At 67.2% G+C, this 13,732-nt stretch carries 14 protein-coding genes; 8 read left to right on the top strand and 6 right to left on the bottom strand.

The window, feature by feature from the left end:
• Positions 1–17 precede the first annotated feature (17 nt).
• Positions 18–1,130 (bottom strand): hypothetical protein, encoded by a 1,113-nt coding sequence (locus E7773_RS00285; protein ID WP_293986766.1) that lies wholly within the window; start codon positions 1,128–1,130, stop codon positions 18–20.
• A gap of 94 nt (positions 1,131–1,224) precedes the next feature.
• Here E7773_RS00285 and E7773_RS00280 point away from each other — a divergent pair, with 94 nt between their 5' ends.
• Positions 1,225–2,124 carry a winged helix-turn-helix domain-containing protein gene (locus E7773_RS00280; protein ID WP_293986763.1) on the top strand — a complete coding sequence of 300 codons (900 nt, stop codon included), beginning with the start codon at positions 1,225–1,227 and terminating at the stop codon, positions 2,122–2,124.
• A 36-nt stretch (positions 2,125–2,160) separates the two neighbouring features.
• On the opposite strand, the gene rpoZ is transcribed toward E7773_RS00280, so the two are convergent.
• Positions 2,161–2,505: a DNA-directed RNA polymerase subunit omega gene (gene rpoZ, locus E7773_RS00275; RefSeq protein ID WP_293986760.1), complete on the bottom strand. Its 345-nt coding sequence runs from the start codon at positions 2,503–2,505 to the stop codon at positions 2,161–2,163.
• Between the two features lie 123 nt (positions 2,506–2,628).
• Here rpoZ and E7773_RS00270 point away from each other — a divergent pair, with 123 nt between their 5' ends.
• The gene (locus E7773_RS00270) at positions 2,629–3,801 is read left to right on the top strand and encodes a phosphatidylserine/phosphatidylglycerophosphate/cardiolipin synthase family protein (protein WP_293986757.1); all 1,173 of its coding nucleotides are present in this window, start codon (positions 2,629–2,631) and stop codon (positions 3,799–3,801) included.
• Here the strand turns inward: E7773_RS00270 and E7773_RS00265 are convergent.
• Positions 3,794–4,423, bottom strand: a complete 630-nt coding sequence (locus E7773_RS00265) for a methyltransferase domain-containing protein (RefSeq protein WP_293986755.1) — start codon at positions 4,421–4,423, stop codon at positions 3,794–3,796. The two genes, E7773_RS00270 and E7773_RS00265, sit on opposite strands and share 8 nt — an antisense overlap.
• A 133-nt stretch (positions 4,424–4,556) precedes the next feature.
• Here E7773_RS00265 and E7773_RS00260 point away from each other — a divergent pair, with 133 nt between their 5' ends.
• Together E7773_RS00260 and E7773_RS00255 are read left to right on the top strand one after the other, a co-directional pair.
• Positions 4,557–5,870, top strand: a complete 1,314-nt coding sequence (locus E7773_RS00260; protein WP_293986753.1) for an MFS transporter — start codon at positions 4,557–4,559, stop codon at positions 5,868–5,870.
• A gap of 32 nt (positions 5,871–5,902) precedes the next feature.
• Complete coding sequence (locus E7773_RS00255) at positions 5,903–6,901, top strand: cupin-like domain-containing protein (protein WP_293986751.1); 999 nt, start codon at positions 5,903–5,905, stop codon at positions 6,899–6,901.
• 2 nt (positions 6,902–6,903) lie between these two features.
• Here the strand turns inward: E7773_RS00255 and E7773_RS00250 are convergent, their stop codons facing one another.
• Both E7773_RS00250 and E7773_RS00245 read right to left on the bottom strand, forming a co-directional pair.
• Positions 6,904–7,251, bottom strand: coding sequence for a hypothetical protein (locus E7773_RS00250; RefSeq protein WP_293986749.1), 348 nt, complete (start codon positions 7,249–7,251; stop codon positions 6,904–6,906).
• Position 7,252: 1 nt separating this feature from the next.
• Positions 7,253–9,556 carry a CDC48 family AAA ATPase gene (locus E7773_RS00245; protein ID WP_293986747.1) on the bottom strand — a complete coding sequence of 768 codons (2,304 nt, stop codon included), beginning with the start codon at positions 9,554–9,556 and terminating at the stop codon, positions 7,253–7,255.
• Between the two features lie 177 nt (positions 9,557–9,733).
• Here E7773_RS00245 and E7773_RS00240 point away from each other — a divergent pair, with 177 nt between their 5' ends.
• The 3 genes from E7773_RS00240 to E7773_RS00230 all read left to right on the top strand — a co-directional run bounded on the left by E7773_RS00240 (position 9,734) and on the right by E7773_RS00230 (position 11,538).
• Positions 9,734–10,135 carry a hypothetical protein gene (locus tag E7773_RS00240; RefSeq protein WP_293986745.1) on the top strand — a complete coding sequence of 134 codons (402 nt, stop codon included), beginning with the start codon at positions 9,734–9,736 and terminating at the stop codon, positions 10,133–10,135.
• A gap of 271 nt (positions 10,136–10,406) precedes the next feature.
• A complete protein-coding gene (locus tag E7773_RS00235) occupies positions 10,407–11,291 on the top strand; it encodes a LysR substrate-binding domain-containing protein (RefSeq protein WP_293986743.1) in 885 nt (294 codons plus the stop codon).
• A 97-nt stretch (positions 11,292–11,388) separates the two neighbouring features.
• Positions 11,389–11,538, top strand: coding sequence for a Flp family type IVb pilin (locus tag E7773_RS00230; RefSeq protein ID WP_293987139.1), 150 nt, complete (start codon positions 11,389–11,391; stop codon positions 11,536–11,538).
• Between the two features lie 161 nt (positions 11,539–11,699).
• Here E7773_RS00230 and E7773_RS00225 read toward each other — a convergent pair whose 3' ends face one another.
• The gene (locus E7773_RS00225) at positions 11,700–12,158 is read right to left on the bottom strand and encodes a peptidylprolyl isomerase (RefSeq protein ID WP_293986741.1); all 459 of its coding nucleotides are present in this window, start codon (positions 12,156–12,158) and stop codon (positions 11,700–11,702) included.
• A gap of 126 nt (positions 12,159–12,284) precedes the next feature.
• Here E7773_RS00225 and mgtE point away from each other — a divergent pair, with 126 nt between their 5' ends.
• Entirely contained in the window at positions 12,285–13,703 is a 1,419-nt protein-coding gene (mgtE, locus tag E7773_RS00220) for a magnesium transporter (protein ID WP_293986740.1), read from the top strand.
• Positions 13,704–13,732 lie beyond the last annotated feature (29 nt).

Below are 13,732 nucleotides of genomic sequence, written 5' to 3'. Positions count from 1 at the left end.
GCGGCACGGCGCAGTGTTTACGGTGCGGGCTGAGGCGCAACCGCCGTGCTCGGCATCGGTGACAGCGCGACCGGGGTCGTTGCCAGCGCCGTTACGGCAGGCACGGACGGTGCCGGCTCAGTCGCCGCGATCGTGACGGCAGGCGCGGCCGGCGGCACGGTGCCGCCGGGCAGGCAACGCACCATCATCGTCTCGATCATGCTGGTCAGCCGTGCGCGCGCGGCGTCGCGCTGGGCCGCCTGGTTGCCGAGGTCCCTGGTCTCGAAATTGACGTACCGCAGGCCGTGGAGAAGCGCATAGTTGGACAGCGACCCATCGCTGATCCGAACATATTCGAACGCAATGTTGAAGTCGGCGGCCTGCAAGGCCGGGCCACAGAACGTCGCGGCGCGCCCGCGCACGGCGCCATAGGGGATGATAGCCATGCTGTCGTCGTCGTCGAACGGCCAGGCGCGGCTGCGCGATACGACGGGGTGGTAGCGGTCGCTGCACACGCGGATTGAGATCCCGCCGCTGCCGCCGCGCGGCGCCGTCGCGCACGTCGAGCCGCCGCTGTCGAACCCCGGCGCGTTGGAATGCAGCGCGACGATCAGCCGCGGGCCAAGCCGCAGGTCCGCCAGTAGCGCACCGACATAACGCGGCGCGGCGTCGGTGAAATTGCGGTTGGGATCGATCGGCGCCCCCCGATCGACGTTGCGGTTAAGGCGCGCGGCATAGGAATGGTCGTCGGCGCTCGTGTCGACCGCGATCAGAATCCCGCCGTATCGGCCGACCGCGCGCAGCGCGGCGTCGAACGCGCCGTTTTCGTTGTCGTGCGGGACAACCCACAGCACGCCGCCCGGCCGGCCGGCATTGACGATCCGCCAGAACGCCCAGCGTGCGCGGTTTTCGCGAAAGGATATCCGTTCGACGGTGAGCCCCGACCATAGGGACGGGTCGCGATTGCGGGCGAAATCGTCGTCGCGCATGACGAGCGGATCGACCGGCGCGCGGGTCGTGCCGTCGGGATACGGGTCGGCCAGGCCGATGGTTTTGCCGATCGTTCGCGCTGCCGTCTGTCCCGTTGCCGCGGCGGCGGCCAATGTCAGTGTGAGCGCGCAAACGGCGCCCGGGAAACGTGCCCCACCCACGTCCGATCCCCCCTCTTGTGCTGGGGACGATCGTGAGCCAGTCTCATCGAGTCTGTCCTGACGAAGAACTGAAGATTCTCTGAAGGAACGCTCGATGGGGGAGATCGAGAGGGGGAAGCCGGAGATTGGCCGCCAGCGGCGGCGATGGCGATTCGCGTCCGTCGAATTCGACGAAGCCAGCTGGGAGCTGCACGTCGACGGCCGGCGGGTCGACGTCGAGACGAAGCCGCTCCAGATCCTGCGCGAACTGCTGTTACGGCCCGGCGAGGTCGTCACCAAAGACGAACTGCTCGACGCGGTGTGGCCAGACGTCACCGTGGTCGAGGCGTCGCTCGCGACCGCGATGGTCAAGTTGCGCAGGGCGCTGGGCGCTGGGCCGGCCGAGGACGGCCCGATCGAAACGGTGCCGCGTCTGGGTTATCGGCTGATCGCGCCGGTGGAGGTCGATGTCCGCGGGATGCCCGAGATCGCGCGTTTCGGCAATGGGCGAGCAACCGGTCGCCGCCGGGCGGTCGCGGCGGGAGTACTGGCCCTGGCCGTCGTCGGAGCCTGGCTCGCGTTCGCCGAGCTGTCGCCGCGTAGCGTGGCCGCACCAGCGCTGACGGCGCTACCGCCGCCGGCCGCCGCCGAAGAGAAGATCGCGCTCCGGTCGCTCGATTTGCGCGCGGTCGAAAACCTGCTGCAGCGCGGCTGGGACCCCAACACGCCGTTCGACACCGAACGAAACGGCGCCATGAACACGCTGCTCAACATCTGCGAATGGGATCCGGGCCACGACCGCCGCAAGATGCTGATCATCGCCCGCACCCTGCTCGAAGCGGGCGCGCGGCTCGATACGCGCAACAAATGGGGCGACACCGCCTACAGCATCGCCAAAGCCAAGCGCTATTGCGGCCCCGATCACCCGGTGACGGTGATGATCCGCGCCATGTGCAGGAACGGCTACAAGCCGCTGGGCGACAAATGCCTCGCCAGTTACGATCCGCGGTGGTGAGGGTACGACGCGGCGAAGCCGCGTCGTCGGTCGGGCTTAGCCGTCGTAGTCCCCACCCAGGTTCTGGTTCCGCGGCGGCGCGGCGGCGGTGAGGCGCAGCGCTTCGGCCGACTGCGACAGCGAGCCGATCTCGTCGGGCGTGTCGTCGTCGTCGATCTGGACCTTCTGCATGCCGCCGATCACGGCTTCCTGCAGGTGGTCGGGCCGCACCGTTTCCTCGGCGATCTCGCGCAGCGCCACGACCGGATTCTTGTCGCGGTCGCGGTCGATCGTCAGGTCGGCGCCGCCCGAAATCTGGCGCGCGCGCTGGGCTGCGAACAGCACCAGGTCGAAACGGTTGGAAACCTTGTCGACGCAATCTTCGACGGTGACGCGCGCCATGAACGCTGATCCTTTGCAAAAACCACTATGTGGGAAGCCGCGCGCCCTAGGACAACGCGGGGCGGAGAGTCAAGAAAATCGCACCGCTTGCCTCGCTGCGCGGCGCCCGCGATAGAAGGCGCGATGGCCGGCGAACCCAGTTTCACGATCGAGGGCGACACGCTGCGGCTGATCACCGAAGGGCCCGAACGGCTGGCTGCGTTGCTCGACCTGATCGCGGGTGCCGAGCGTAGCTTGCGCATCCTCTATTACATCTATGTCGACGACGAGGCGGGGGCGAAGGTGCGCCAGGCGATGATCGACGCGGCGCGCCGCGGGGTCGCGGTAAAGCTGATCGTCGACGGGCTGGGCAGCGAGCATGCGCAGGCCGCGCGTTTCTTCGAGCCGCTCCGCGATGCCGGGGTCGACGTGTGCCGCTTCGTCCCGCGCTGGGGACGGCGTTACCTGCTGCGCAACCACCAGAAGCTCGCGCTCGCCGACGAGGCGCGCGTGATCATCGGCGGGTTCAACATCCAGGATTCGTATTTCGGCACCGCCGAGGACCAGGCGTGGCGCGACCTGGGCTTCTACATCGAAGGGCCGTCGGCGGCGCACCTGACCGGTTACTTCGACGCGCTCGATCAATGGGCCAAGGAAGAGACGCCGCCGCTCCGCTCGCTCCGCGCGCTCTTGTCGAAATGGAGCGAGCCCGAGGGCAAGACGCGCTGGCTGTTCGGCGGACCGACGCGGAAACCCTCGCCGTGGGCGCGCGCGATCAAGCAGGATTTGCGTAGCGCGATGCGCGCCGACCTGATCAGCGCCTATTTCGCGCCGAGCCCGGGCATGCTGCGCCGGCTCGACCGGATCGGGATGCGTGGGGTCGCGCGGATCGTGCTGGCGTCGAAGAACGATCACGGCGCGGCGATCTGGGCGTCGCGCTTCACCTATGCCGGGCTGCTCAGGAAGCGCGTCGAGATTTACGAATACCAGCCGACCAAGCTCCACACCAAGCTCTTCGTGATCGACGACGTCGTCTATATCGGCTCCGCCAATTACGACATCAGGAGCCTGTATCTGAACCTCGAGCTGATGCTGCGGATCGAGGACACGGCGTTCGCCGCGCATTGCCGTGCTTACGTTCAGGGCGAGATCGACGCGTCCGAACGGATCACCCCTGCGCTCTACAAGGCGCGCACGAGCCTGTGGATGCGCGTCAAGCAGGCGGGCGCGTTCTTCGTAATGACGGTGCTCGACTATAACGTGACGCGGAGCCTCAATTTCGGGCGCGAGAGGCTGCGCCGGCGCGAGGTTACTTGACCTCGTCCTTGTCCTTCCACGCCCAGAAATTGTGGCTCGGCGGGATCGCGCGCCATTCGATCTTGTAGTCGATATTCGACCAGTGCGGGGTCAGGAACTCGCGCACCTTGGGGCGGAACTGATAGACCAGGAACGCGCCACCGGGCTTGAGCACGCGGTGAGTCGCGGCGGCGATCTGCGGCGCGACGCCGTGCGGCAGGGTCGAAAAGGGCAAGCCCGACAGCACGTAATCGGCGTGGTCGAATCCGTGATCGGCCACGATCTTCTCGACATCGGCGGCCGACCCCAGGACGGGGATGAAACGCGAATCGGTGAATTTCAGACCGAGATAGTCGATGAAATCCTCGTTGGTATCGATCGCGATATAGGTGCCGTCGGGCGCCAGCCGGTCGAGGATGTTCTGCGTGAACGTGCCGACGCCAGGGCCGTATTCGACGAACAATTTGGTGTTCGGCCAGTCGACTCGGTCGAGCATCGTGTTCTGCAGCGCCTTGGACGACGCGATCACCGACCCGACCATCACTGGGTGCTTGAGGAATCCGCTCAGGAACATCGCCCACGGGGAGGGGAGCTTGCGCGCGCGCGTCTCCTCATGATCGAGGGCAAGGCGAGGATGGGCCATGATCTTCCTTAGTTTTTTCCGCGCGACGGGGCGCGGCCAAGCAGCCCCTCTCGCAAAGCCCGAACGTTCGATCAAGCTTTAAGGGTGCACGGACGGGTTGTGTCGGGGCGTTAGCCGGTTATTCGGTAGCCGCATGACCGCGAAGTTCGACCGCGATTTCGCGCTGCTGTTCACCGTCATGCTGACGATCGCGGCGGGGAACACCGCGCTGCAATCGGTGCTGCCCGCTATAGGCCGGTCGCTGCATGTGCCCGACAATGCGGTCGCGGCGGCGTTTTCGGTGTCGGCGCTGCTGTGGGTGATCGCCGCCCCGTTCTGGGCCAACCGGTCGGATCGGCAGGGGCGGCGCGCGATGATCCTGCTCGGCGTCGGTGGGTTCGCGGTGTCGCTCAGTCTCTGCGGATTGTTCCTGCTCGCCGGGATCAACGGCTGGATCGGCGGGACGATGGCGTTCCTGCTCTTCATCGTCGGGCGGCTGATCTACGGCAGCCTGGGCGCGGCAGCGCCCCCCGCGGTGCAGGCGATCGTCGCGGGGCGGACGACGCGCGAGGAGCGGACCAAGGCGCTGACGCTGCTCGGGTCGGCGTTCGGGCTGGGGACGATCCTCGGCCCAGCGATCGCGCCGTACCTGTTGATGGGGAGCGTCGGCGCGGTGACGATCGGGCTGTCGGGGCCGGCATTTCTGTTCGCGCTGTTCGGGGCCGGCATGTTCGTGACGGTGCGGCGGATGCTGCCCGACGACCGTACCGAAGCCGCGCTCGAGACGCCCGGCAGCCATGGTGCCGCGACCGCCTATCCATCGATCGGCGGGCAATCGTCGGGTGCGAGCATCACCGCCGCGACCGCGTCGCGCAGCGAATCGGTCGGGGTGCTCGACCCGCGCGTCCGCGTCTGGATGATCGCGGGCCTCGTGTTCGGGCACGCCCAGGCGATGACCGGGCAGGCAATCGGCTTCCTTGTGATCGACCGGCTGCACCTGCTGCCGACCCAAGCGTTGCAGCCCACCGGCATCGTGCTGATGATGGGCGCGGGTGCCGCGCTGCTGGTGCAATGGGGGCTGATCCCGGTGCTCAACCTGCAACCGCGTGCGATGATGCTGGCGGGGCTGGTGATCGCCGCGATGGGCACCGCGCTGACCGGGCTGGCGACGTCGCTCTACGGGATTGCGACCGCCTATGCGCTCGCCAGCGTCGGGTTCGGCTTCACCCGCCCCGCCTTCACCGCGGGATCGAGCTTGGCGGTCGGACCCGACGCGCAAGGGTCGGTCGCGGGCAAGGTCACGAGCATCAACGGCGCCAGCTTCGTGCTCGGTCCGTCGCTCGGCGTCGGGCTGTACGAGGCGCAGCATTCGCTCCCGTATCTGACCGCGGGGGCGGCGTGCCTGGTGCTGTTCGGCTATTGCTGGCTGGCGCTGACACCCCGCCGCGCGAGCGCGCCGCCGGCTTGACTTGCCGGGGGCAAAGGCGGACCCCGCGAGCCATGCACGCACTCCGCGAAAGCCACGGTACCGACCCCGAAACGTTCGCGAAAATCCGGGAGGCGGGAGAGCCGGTGGTGCTGCGCGGGCTGGTCGCGGACTGGCCCGTCGTCGCGGCGGCGAAGCGCGGCGAACTCGGCGCCTACCTCTCGGGTCTCGCGACCGACGAGCCGGTCCCGATGGTGCGCGCGCCAGCCGGCGAGCATGGCCGGCTGCATTACGCGCCCTCGATCGAGCGCCCCAATTTCGAGCGCGAACCGGTCACGATCGCCGGCTTCTTCGCCGAGTTCGAGCGCCAAACCGGCGCTGCGGCGCCCGACACGCTGGCGATCCAGGGGCTGTCAACCGAGCAGGTCATGCCGGGGTTCGCCGTCGCCAACCCGATGCCGCTTGTACCGCCCGAGGTCGCCCCCCGCCTCTGGCTCGGCACATCCGCGATCGTCGCGACGCACAACGACCAGGTTGAGAACCTCGCCTGCGTCGTCGCCGGCCGCCGCCGTTTCACGCTGTTCGCGCCCGAACAGGTCGCCAACCTCTATATGGGGCCGTTCCACATTACGCCGGCGGGCGCGGCGATCAGCATGGCGCACGTGACCGCCCCCGATCTGGAGCGCTATCCGCGTTTCGCCGACGCGCTCGCCGACGCCCGAAGCGCCGAGCTCGAACCCGGCGACGCGATCTACATCCCCTATGGCTGGTACCATCACGTCGAGGCGCTTTCGCCGCTCAACCTGCTGGTCAATTACTGGTGGAACCCGGCGCGGCGCGACGTCGGGTCGCCGTGGGACGCGCTGATGCACGGGATGGTCGCGTTGCGCCAGTTACCCCCCGACCAGCGCCGCGCGTGGCGCGCGATGTTTGACCATTATGTTTTCAAGACCAGCGGTGACCCTGCCGCGCATCTGCCAGAAGTCGCGCGCGGTATCCTTGGCGCCGACAGCCCGGCGGACCTTGCCACGATGCGCCAGTCGATTATCGCCGCGCTGCAGCGGCAGGGCTGAGTTTAGCCGGCCCCCGAACAGGCGGATTGTGTGAAGCCGTCGAGCAGCCCCAGCCGAACGATCGCCGCGAGCGTGTGCTGCGCCGGGCACGACGCACCGGCGGGCGGGCAGTTGCTGGTGTCCGGGGTCGCGCGCGCCACGCGCCGCTGCTCGCGCGACGGCAATGTGCTCAGGAAGCTCTCCTCCATGCCGTCTAGGTCAGCCGGGTGAAGGTATCGCAAGCGGCGCGCCGGGCACATCGCGTCGCCCTTGCGCGCGAACGCCTGATACGCCGGCGACGTCATCATCTGAAAGTCCGAGCGGCTTTCGCTGGGAATCGACGAGAGCATCATCAGCGCGAGCACGATCATCCTACTCGTTCCCCTTCGGGCCGTGCGGCCTCAATTGCCCGGGCGAAATGAACCCGATCGGTTGGATCGCGGCGGCATCCTGCTTGAGCCGCGCCGCCATCGCTTCGTATTCGCGCTCCATCTCCGCCGTCACGCTCGCGCGCGAATCGTCCATCGCCGCGTCGAAATCGGCCATCGTCACCGCTTTCGCCTCGAGGTTCGCGCGCAACGCGATCAGCCCGGCGCGGCGGGTCAGGTCTTCGAGATCGGCACCGGTGAAGCGCTCGGTCCGCGCCGCCAGCGCGTCGAGATCGACATCCTCGGCGAGCGGCATCTTCTGCGTCTGGATCGCGAGGATGCGGCGGCGCCCGTTGCGGTCGGGCACGCCGACATAGATCAGCTCGTCGAACCGCCCTGGGCGCAGGAGTGCGGGGTCGATCAGGTTCGGGCGGTTGGTCGCGCCGATCACGACGACAGACTGCAATTCCTCCAGCCCGTCCATCTCCGACAGGATCGTGTTGACCACGCGCTCGGTGACTTGCGGTTCGCCCATTCCACCGCCGCGCGCGGGCACGAGGCTGTCGAGCTCGTCGATGAAGATCACGCACGGTGCCACCTGGCGCGCGCGCGCGAAGAGCTTGGCGATCTGCTGCTCGCTCTCGCCATACCATTTGCTCAAGAGGTCGGACGATTTGGTCGAGATGAAGTTCGCCTCCGCCTCGCGCGCCACCGCCTTCGCGAGCAAGGTCTTGCCGGTGCCGGGCGGGCCGTAGAGCAGGAAGCCCTTGGCCGGACGGATGCCCAAACGGCGGAACGCATCCGGGTCCTTGAGCGGCAACTCGACGCCTTCCTTCAGCCGCATCTGCGCATCGTCGAGCCCGCCGACATCGTCCCACCGCACGCGCGGCGCCTCGACCATCACCTCGCGCATCGCCGACGGCTGGACGCGTTTGAGCGCGTCGAGGAAATCCTCACGCGTCACCGCCAGCGTGTCGAGCACCTCGGGTGGGATCGTGCGTTCTTCGAGGTTGAGCCGCGGCATGATCCGCCGCACCGCCTCGATCGCCGCCTCGCGCGCAAGTGCCGCCAAGTCGGCGCCGACGAAGCCATAGGTCGTGCGCGCGAGCTCATCGAGATCGACCCGGTCGCCGAGCGGCATGCCGCGCGTGTGGATGCCCAGGATCTCGCGCCGTCCGCGCTCGTCGGGCACGCCGACGACGATCTCGCGGTCAAACCGGCCGGGCCGCCGCAACGCCTCGTCGATCGCCTCGGGGCGGTTCGTGGCGGCGATCACCACCAGGTTCGCGCGCGCCTCCAGCCCGTCCATCAAAGTCAGCAATTGCGCGACGAGCCGCTTTTCCGCCTCGCCGGTCACGTTCCCACGCTTGGGCGCGATCGAATCGATTTCGTCGATGAACACGATCGACGGCGCGTTCTTCGATGCTTCCTCGAAAATCTGGCGCAGTTTGGCTTCGGACTCCCCGTACGCCGAGCCCATGATCTCCGGCCCGTTGATCAGGAAGAATTGCGCGTCGCTTTCGTTTGCCACCGCGCGAGCGAGCCGCGTCTTGCCGGTGCCGGGCGGGCCGTGGAGCAGCACGCCCTTGGGCGGATCGACCCCGAGCCGCTGGAACAGCTCGGGATAGCGCAACGGCAGCTCGACCATCTCGCGCAGCTGGTCGATCGTCGCCGCCATTCCGCCGATATCGTCGTAGGTCACGTCGGCGCGGCGCGCGTCCTTGGGCTCCTCATATTCGGCGCGCAGCTCGATCTCGGTATTCTCGTCGATCAGCACGACGCCCTTGGGCACGGTTGCGATCACCGCGAGACGAATTTCCTGTAGCGCATAGGCCGGCGCGCGGAGATATTGCGCGACGTTGGGCGGCATGCCCTCGGGATCGATGCGTTGCTGTCCGGCGGTCGCTACGACATCGCCTTGGCACACCGGCCGTCCGAGAAATGTGCGGTGGAGCGCCCCGGTCGACCCTTGCAGCCGCAAATTCTGCTGCGCGGGCGCGAACACCACACGAGTCGCGGTCTTCACCTCGGCCTTGCGCACTTCGACATAATCGCCCGACCCGACCCCGGCATTGGCGCGTTGCAGCCCGTCGATCCGGAGCAGTTCGAGCCCCTCGTCCTCGGGATAGGGCGCGACGGCACGCGCGGGCGTGTTGGTCTTGCCGACGATCTCGATCACGTCGCCTTCGCCGATCCCCAACGCCGCCATCAGCGCGCGTGGGATATGCGCGAGGCCGCGGCCGCTGTCCTCGGGCCGGGCATTGGCGACTTGGAGCTTGCGTTGGGGGGCGTCGTCGCCGTCTGCCATCGAAGAACCTCGCTCGAAAGAAGCCGAGCGCGCGAGATAGCGACGTGGTTCCCGATGTGCGAGAGGAGTCGATACGCCAACGACACAAAAACGCGGTTTGGTCATATCGCCGCGCGGTTGACAGGCGCGCGCGGCACGCGCCTATTCAGCCGATCGCAACCGTGAACGGGTGACGTCATGCGCTTGCTGATTCTGGCTTTTGCTACCGTGCCGGTGTTCGCCGCCGCGCAAACCCGGCCGGCGCCGGTGGTCGCGGGCCGGCCGCCGTTGCCGGTACCCGCGCGATGCGCGGTGCCGCTCGCCGACTACCACAAGATTCTCAAGCGGCTGTCGCAGAGCATGGCGGAGGGCGCCTATCCGGACGGCAAGACGGAAAAGCTTCGCTCGATAGAGGAGCAGAACCTGACGCTCCTCGCCCAAACGGCCGATTTGGAGAGTTGCGGCGGCCGGCCGCTACCGCTGTCGCCGCGGCCCTATCTGCTCGCGGCGATGAAGTGCGAACGCGCCCGGCGAGCGTCCAAGGCGCCGGCCTCTCCCCCGGCATGCGACCAGGCGAACTGGAAGCCCTACACCGAGTAATTCGCGCTCGATCGATCCGACGCACATTGGCGCTCGGGCACAAAAAAAAGGCCGGGCTGTGAGGCCCGGCCGGAATAAGTTTTTAGGAGAGGATGCCTGAAAGGCACGCGCTATGTGCGGCGCGGCATTTTATTGTGCAAGTGCGAAAAGAAACCGTTTGCATGCGCTTTTTGCAATCGCGGGTGGATTTCGGACGAGGGGAAATGGTACCAGTCGCATCGACGGAATGTGACGCGATGCACAACCGCGAGGATGACGTAAGGGAAACAGGATGCGCAGGCTCCCGCCGCTGACTGCGATCGAGGCCTTCGTGCAGGTCGCCCGCACCGGGTCGGTGAAGGCGGCGGCGCAGGAACTCGCGCTGTCGGCGCCCGCGCTCAGCCGCCGCGTCCAGGCGCTCGAACGCTTTATCGACAAGCCGCTGTTCGAGCGCCGCCACCAAGCGGTCGTGCTCAACGAGGATGGCGAGCGGTTGCTGCAACAGATCGCGCCGGTGCTCGACCGGTTAACCGATGCGGTCGAGTCGCTGACCAGCGGGACCGAAGTGCTGCGGCTGCGGCTCGGCGTGCTGCCGCTGTTCGCCGCGCAGCGCATCTTCCCGCACCTCGCCGAATTGCGCGCCAGGCACCCGCAGCTCCACCTCGATATCGACACCGCGGGACACAACATGGCGCGAGTCGGCGACGGCCTTGACGCGGCGATCACGATCACCCGCGACCCCGACCCGAGTCTCTACGCCAAGCGCCTCGACCGCAACCAGGTCTATGCAATCGGCGCGCGGTCGATGATCGAGGGGCCCGACCCGGTCACCGATCCGCAACAGCTCGCCAAGCTGACCGCTTTGATCCATCGCGACATGCCCGATACGTTCAGCGCGTGGCGCCATGCCGCCGGGCTCGACGAGCTCGAGCCGCTCGCAATCGACCATTTCGATTCGGGCGCGCTGATGCTCGAAGCGGCGGCGCAGGGGCTTGGCGTCGCGTTCATGCACGCCAGCCATTTCGACGAAGCGCATGATCCCCGGCTGGCCAAACTGTTCGATATCGAGGTGGCAAGCCCCTACAGTTACTGGTTCGTGTGCCGCCCGCGCGCGATGCAGCAGAAGCCGGTGCGGTTGTTCCACGACTGGCTGGTTGAGACACTGGTCGAGGAATAGGGCACAGCCGTTGCCGCATTAACCATATTGCAAGCTCGCCCCGTTATCCCGCCTCGAGGTGAAGGGGAGACGGATTGTGCTGCACTCTTTTCTCGCGATGATACGCAACACGCGCGCCGCGACCGCGATCGAATACGGCTTGATCGCCGCGTTGATCGCCGTTGCCGCGATCGCCGCGATGCAGGGCCTCGGCAACAAGCTCAAGACGACGTTCACGAACGTGTCGAGCAACATGAAGGCAAGCTGAGCGAAGCGAAGCCGGCCGGCGCGCATCATCGCGACCGACGGCGTGGTTTCGCCACGTCGATTTACATCCATCAGAAATTGTGCGTGGCAAAGCCACGCCGTCGGTCGTCGCCATAGCGACGCCGGCCGAGGCGGTGGCCGGGATAGCTATTAGCTTCGCTACTAGCTTGCCGCCGCCTTGACGATCTTCCCCGGCTCGCGCGGCGGCTCGCCCTTGGGCAATGCGTCGATCAACTCCATGCCGCTCTCGACCTCGCCCCACACGGTATATTGCCCGTCGAGGAAGCGCGCGTCGTCGAAGCAGATGAAGAACTGGCTGTTGGCCGAATTGGGATCGTTGGTCCGCGCCATCGATGCGGTGCCGCGCACGTGCGGCTCGCGGCTGAACTCCTGCGGCAGATTGGGCTTGGTCGACCCGCCCGTGCCGTCGCCGCGCCCGCCGTCACCGCCCTGCGCCATGAAGCCGGGGATCACGCGATGGAACGGGACGCCGTCGTAAAAGCCTTCGTTGGCGAGCTCGGCGATGCGCTCGACATGCTGCGGGGCGAGGTCGGGGCGCAGCTTGATCACGACGTCGCCGCCGTCGAGCGTCAGGGTCAGTTTTTCGAAGGTCTCGGCCATCGTGTTGCTCCGTGAAATAAATGCGTTGGATGCGCCCTAGACGGGTCGTTCGGTGCTGGCAAACCGCTGGAAATGGGGCTAACGGCGCCGCTATGGACATCCCCGCGCCCGAACCAAGGTCAGACGATGAGCGAGACCGATCTGGCGCCCGTGGACGGCGCACCCGAAACCGATAACGTAGCCGCGCAGCTGGACGAGGACGACCGGCTGAAGCCGGCGTTCGTGCGCGCCGTGCTCGACGCGGTCGAGGCGGGCGACGCCGATGCCGCGCGCGCGTTGGTCGAGCCGCTTCATCCCGCCGACATCGCCGATTTGTTCGAGCTGACCCCGCACGAGGACCGCGGGCCGCTCGCGCATGCGCTGGCCGACATGCTCGACGCCGACGTGTTCGCCGAGATGAACGATTACGTCCGCGAGGATCTGATCGACGCGCTCGAGCCGCAACAAGTCGCCGACATCGCCGCCGAGCTCGAGACCGACGACGCGGTCGCGATCATCGAGGACATGGAGCCCGCGGACCAGCGCGAGGTGCTGCGTGCGATGGAGCCCGACGATCGCGCCGCGATCGAGGAGGCGCTGTCCTACCCCGAGGAATCCGCCGGGCGCCTGATGCAGCGCGATCTGGTCGCGGTGCCCGAACATTGGACCGTCGGCGACGCGATCGATTACCTGCGCGGCCACGAGGAACTGACCACCGATTTCTGGGAAATCTTCGTAGTCGATCCGGCGCACAAGCCGGTCGGGACGTGCCAGCTGTCGTGGATCCTGCGCACGCCGCGCGGAATTGCGATGGCCGACGTGATGAAGCGCGAACAGACGCTGATCCCCGTCGACATGGACCAGGAAGAGGTCGCGCTGCGCTTCCAGAAATACGCGCTGATCTCCGCCGCCGTGGTCGACGCGGCCGGGCGGCTGGTCGGGATGATCACGGTCGACGACGTGGTCCACATCATTTCCGAAGAGGCCGGCGAGGATGCGCTGCTGCTGTCGGGCGCGGGCGACGGCGACATCAACGAGCCTTTGCCCTCGACGATCCGGACGCGGATGTGGTGGCTGTTCATCAATCTCGGCACCGCGATTCTCGCTTCGGCAGTGGTCGCCGTGTTCCAGGACACCATCTCGCGGCTGGTAACGCTGGCGGTGCTGATGCCGATCGTCGCGGGCATGGGGGGCAACGCCGCGACGCAGACGATGGCGGTGACGGTGCGTGCGCTCGCCACCAACCAGCTGACCAGCTCCAACACCTGGCGGATGATCGCGCGCGAATGGTGGATCGCCAGCGCCAACGGGCTCGGCCTGGGCCTGTTGATGGCCGGGGGGTGTCAGTTCATTTATCACGACTGGATGCTCAGCTTCGTGCTGTTCGCGGCAATGCTGATCAACAGCCTGAATGCCGGACTGTCGGGAGTGCTGATCCCGATCGGCCTCGACAAGGCCAATATCGATCCGGCCGTTACCTCCACCGTTTTCGTGACGACGATGACTGATTGCATGGGCTTCTTCTCGTTTCTCGGCCTCGCTGCTCTGTTCGGGCTGCACGGTTGAGCTTGACCGGCGCGCAGCGGCCTACCACC

The organism is Sphingomonas sp. (assembly GCF_004799495.1).
In the GTDB taxonomy this organism is placed as follows: domain Bacteria; phylum Pseudomonadota; class Alphaproteobacteria; order Sphingomonadales; family Sphingomonadaceae; genus Sphingomonas.
This window is presented reverse-complemented; position numbering and strand designations above follow the sequence as displayed.

What these genes read in the sequence shown, in the direction of transcription:
- E7773_RS00280 (WP_293986763.1), top strand. Translation starts at nt 1,225, where the DNA reads ATGGGGGAGATCGAGAGGGGGAAGCCGGAGATTGGCCGCCAGCGGCGG.
- rpoZ (WP_293986760.1), bottom strand. Translation starts at nt 2,505, where the DNA reads ATGGCGCGCGTCACCGTCGAAGATTGCGTCGACAAGGTTTCCAACCGT.
- E7773_RS00270 (WP_293986757.1), top strand. Translation starts at nt 2,629, where the DNA reads ATGGCCGGCGAACCCAGTTTCACGATCGAGGGCGACACGCTGCGGCTG.
- E7773_RS00265 (WP_293986755.1), bottom strand. Translation starts at nt 4,423, where the DNA reads ATGGCCCATCCTCGCCTTGCCCTCGATCATGAGGAGACGCGCGCGCGC.
- E7773_RS00260 (WP_293986753.1), top strand. Translation starts at nt 4,557, where the DNA reads ATGACCGCGAAGTTCGACCGCGATTTCGCGCTGCTGTTCACCGTCATG.
- E7773_RS00255 (WP_293986751.1), top strand. Translation starts at nt 5,903, where the DNA reads ATGCACGCACTCCGCGAAAGCCACGGTACCGACCCCGAAACGTTCGCG.
- E7773_RS00250 (WP_293986749.1), bottom strand. Translation starts at nt 7,251, where the DNA reads ATGATCGTGCTCGCGCTGATGATGCTCTCGTCGATTCCCAGCGAAAGC.
- E7773_RS00245 (WP_293986747.1), bottom strand. Translation starts at nt 9,556, where the DNA reads ATGGCAGACGGCGACGACGCCCCCCAACGCAAGCTCCAAGTCGCCAAT.
- E7773_RS00240 (WP_293986745.1), top strand. Translation starts at nt 9,734, where the DNA reads ATGCGCTTGCTGATTCTGGCTTTTGCTACCGTGCCGGTGTTCGCCGCC.
- E7773_RS00235 (WP_293986743.1), top strand. Translation starts at nt 10,407, where the DNA reads ATGCGCAGGCTCCCGCCGCTGACTGCGATCGAGGCCTTCGTGCAGGTC.
- E7773_RS00230 (WP_293987139.1), top strand. Translation starts at nt 11,389, where the DNA reads ATGATACGCAACACGCGCGCCGCGACCGCGATCGAATACGGCTTGATC.
- E7773_RS00225 (WP_293986741.1), bottom strand. Translation starts at nt 12,158, where the DNA reads ATGGCCGAGACCTTCGAAAAACTGACCCTGACGCTCGACGGCGGCGAC.
- mgtE (WP_293986740.1), top strand. Translation starts at nt 12,285, where the DNA reads ATGAGCGAGACCGATCTGGCGCCCGTGGACGGCGCACCCGAAACCGAT.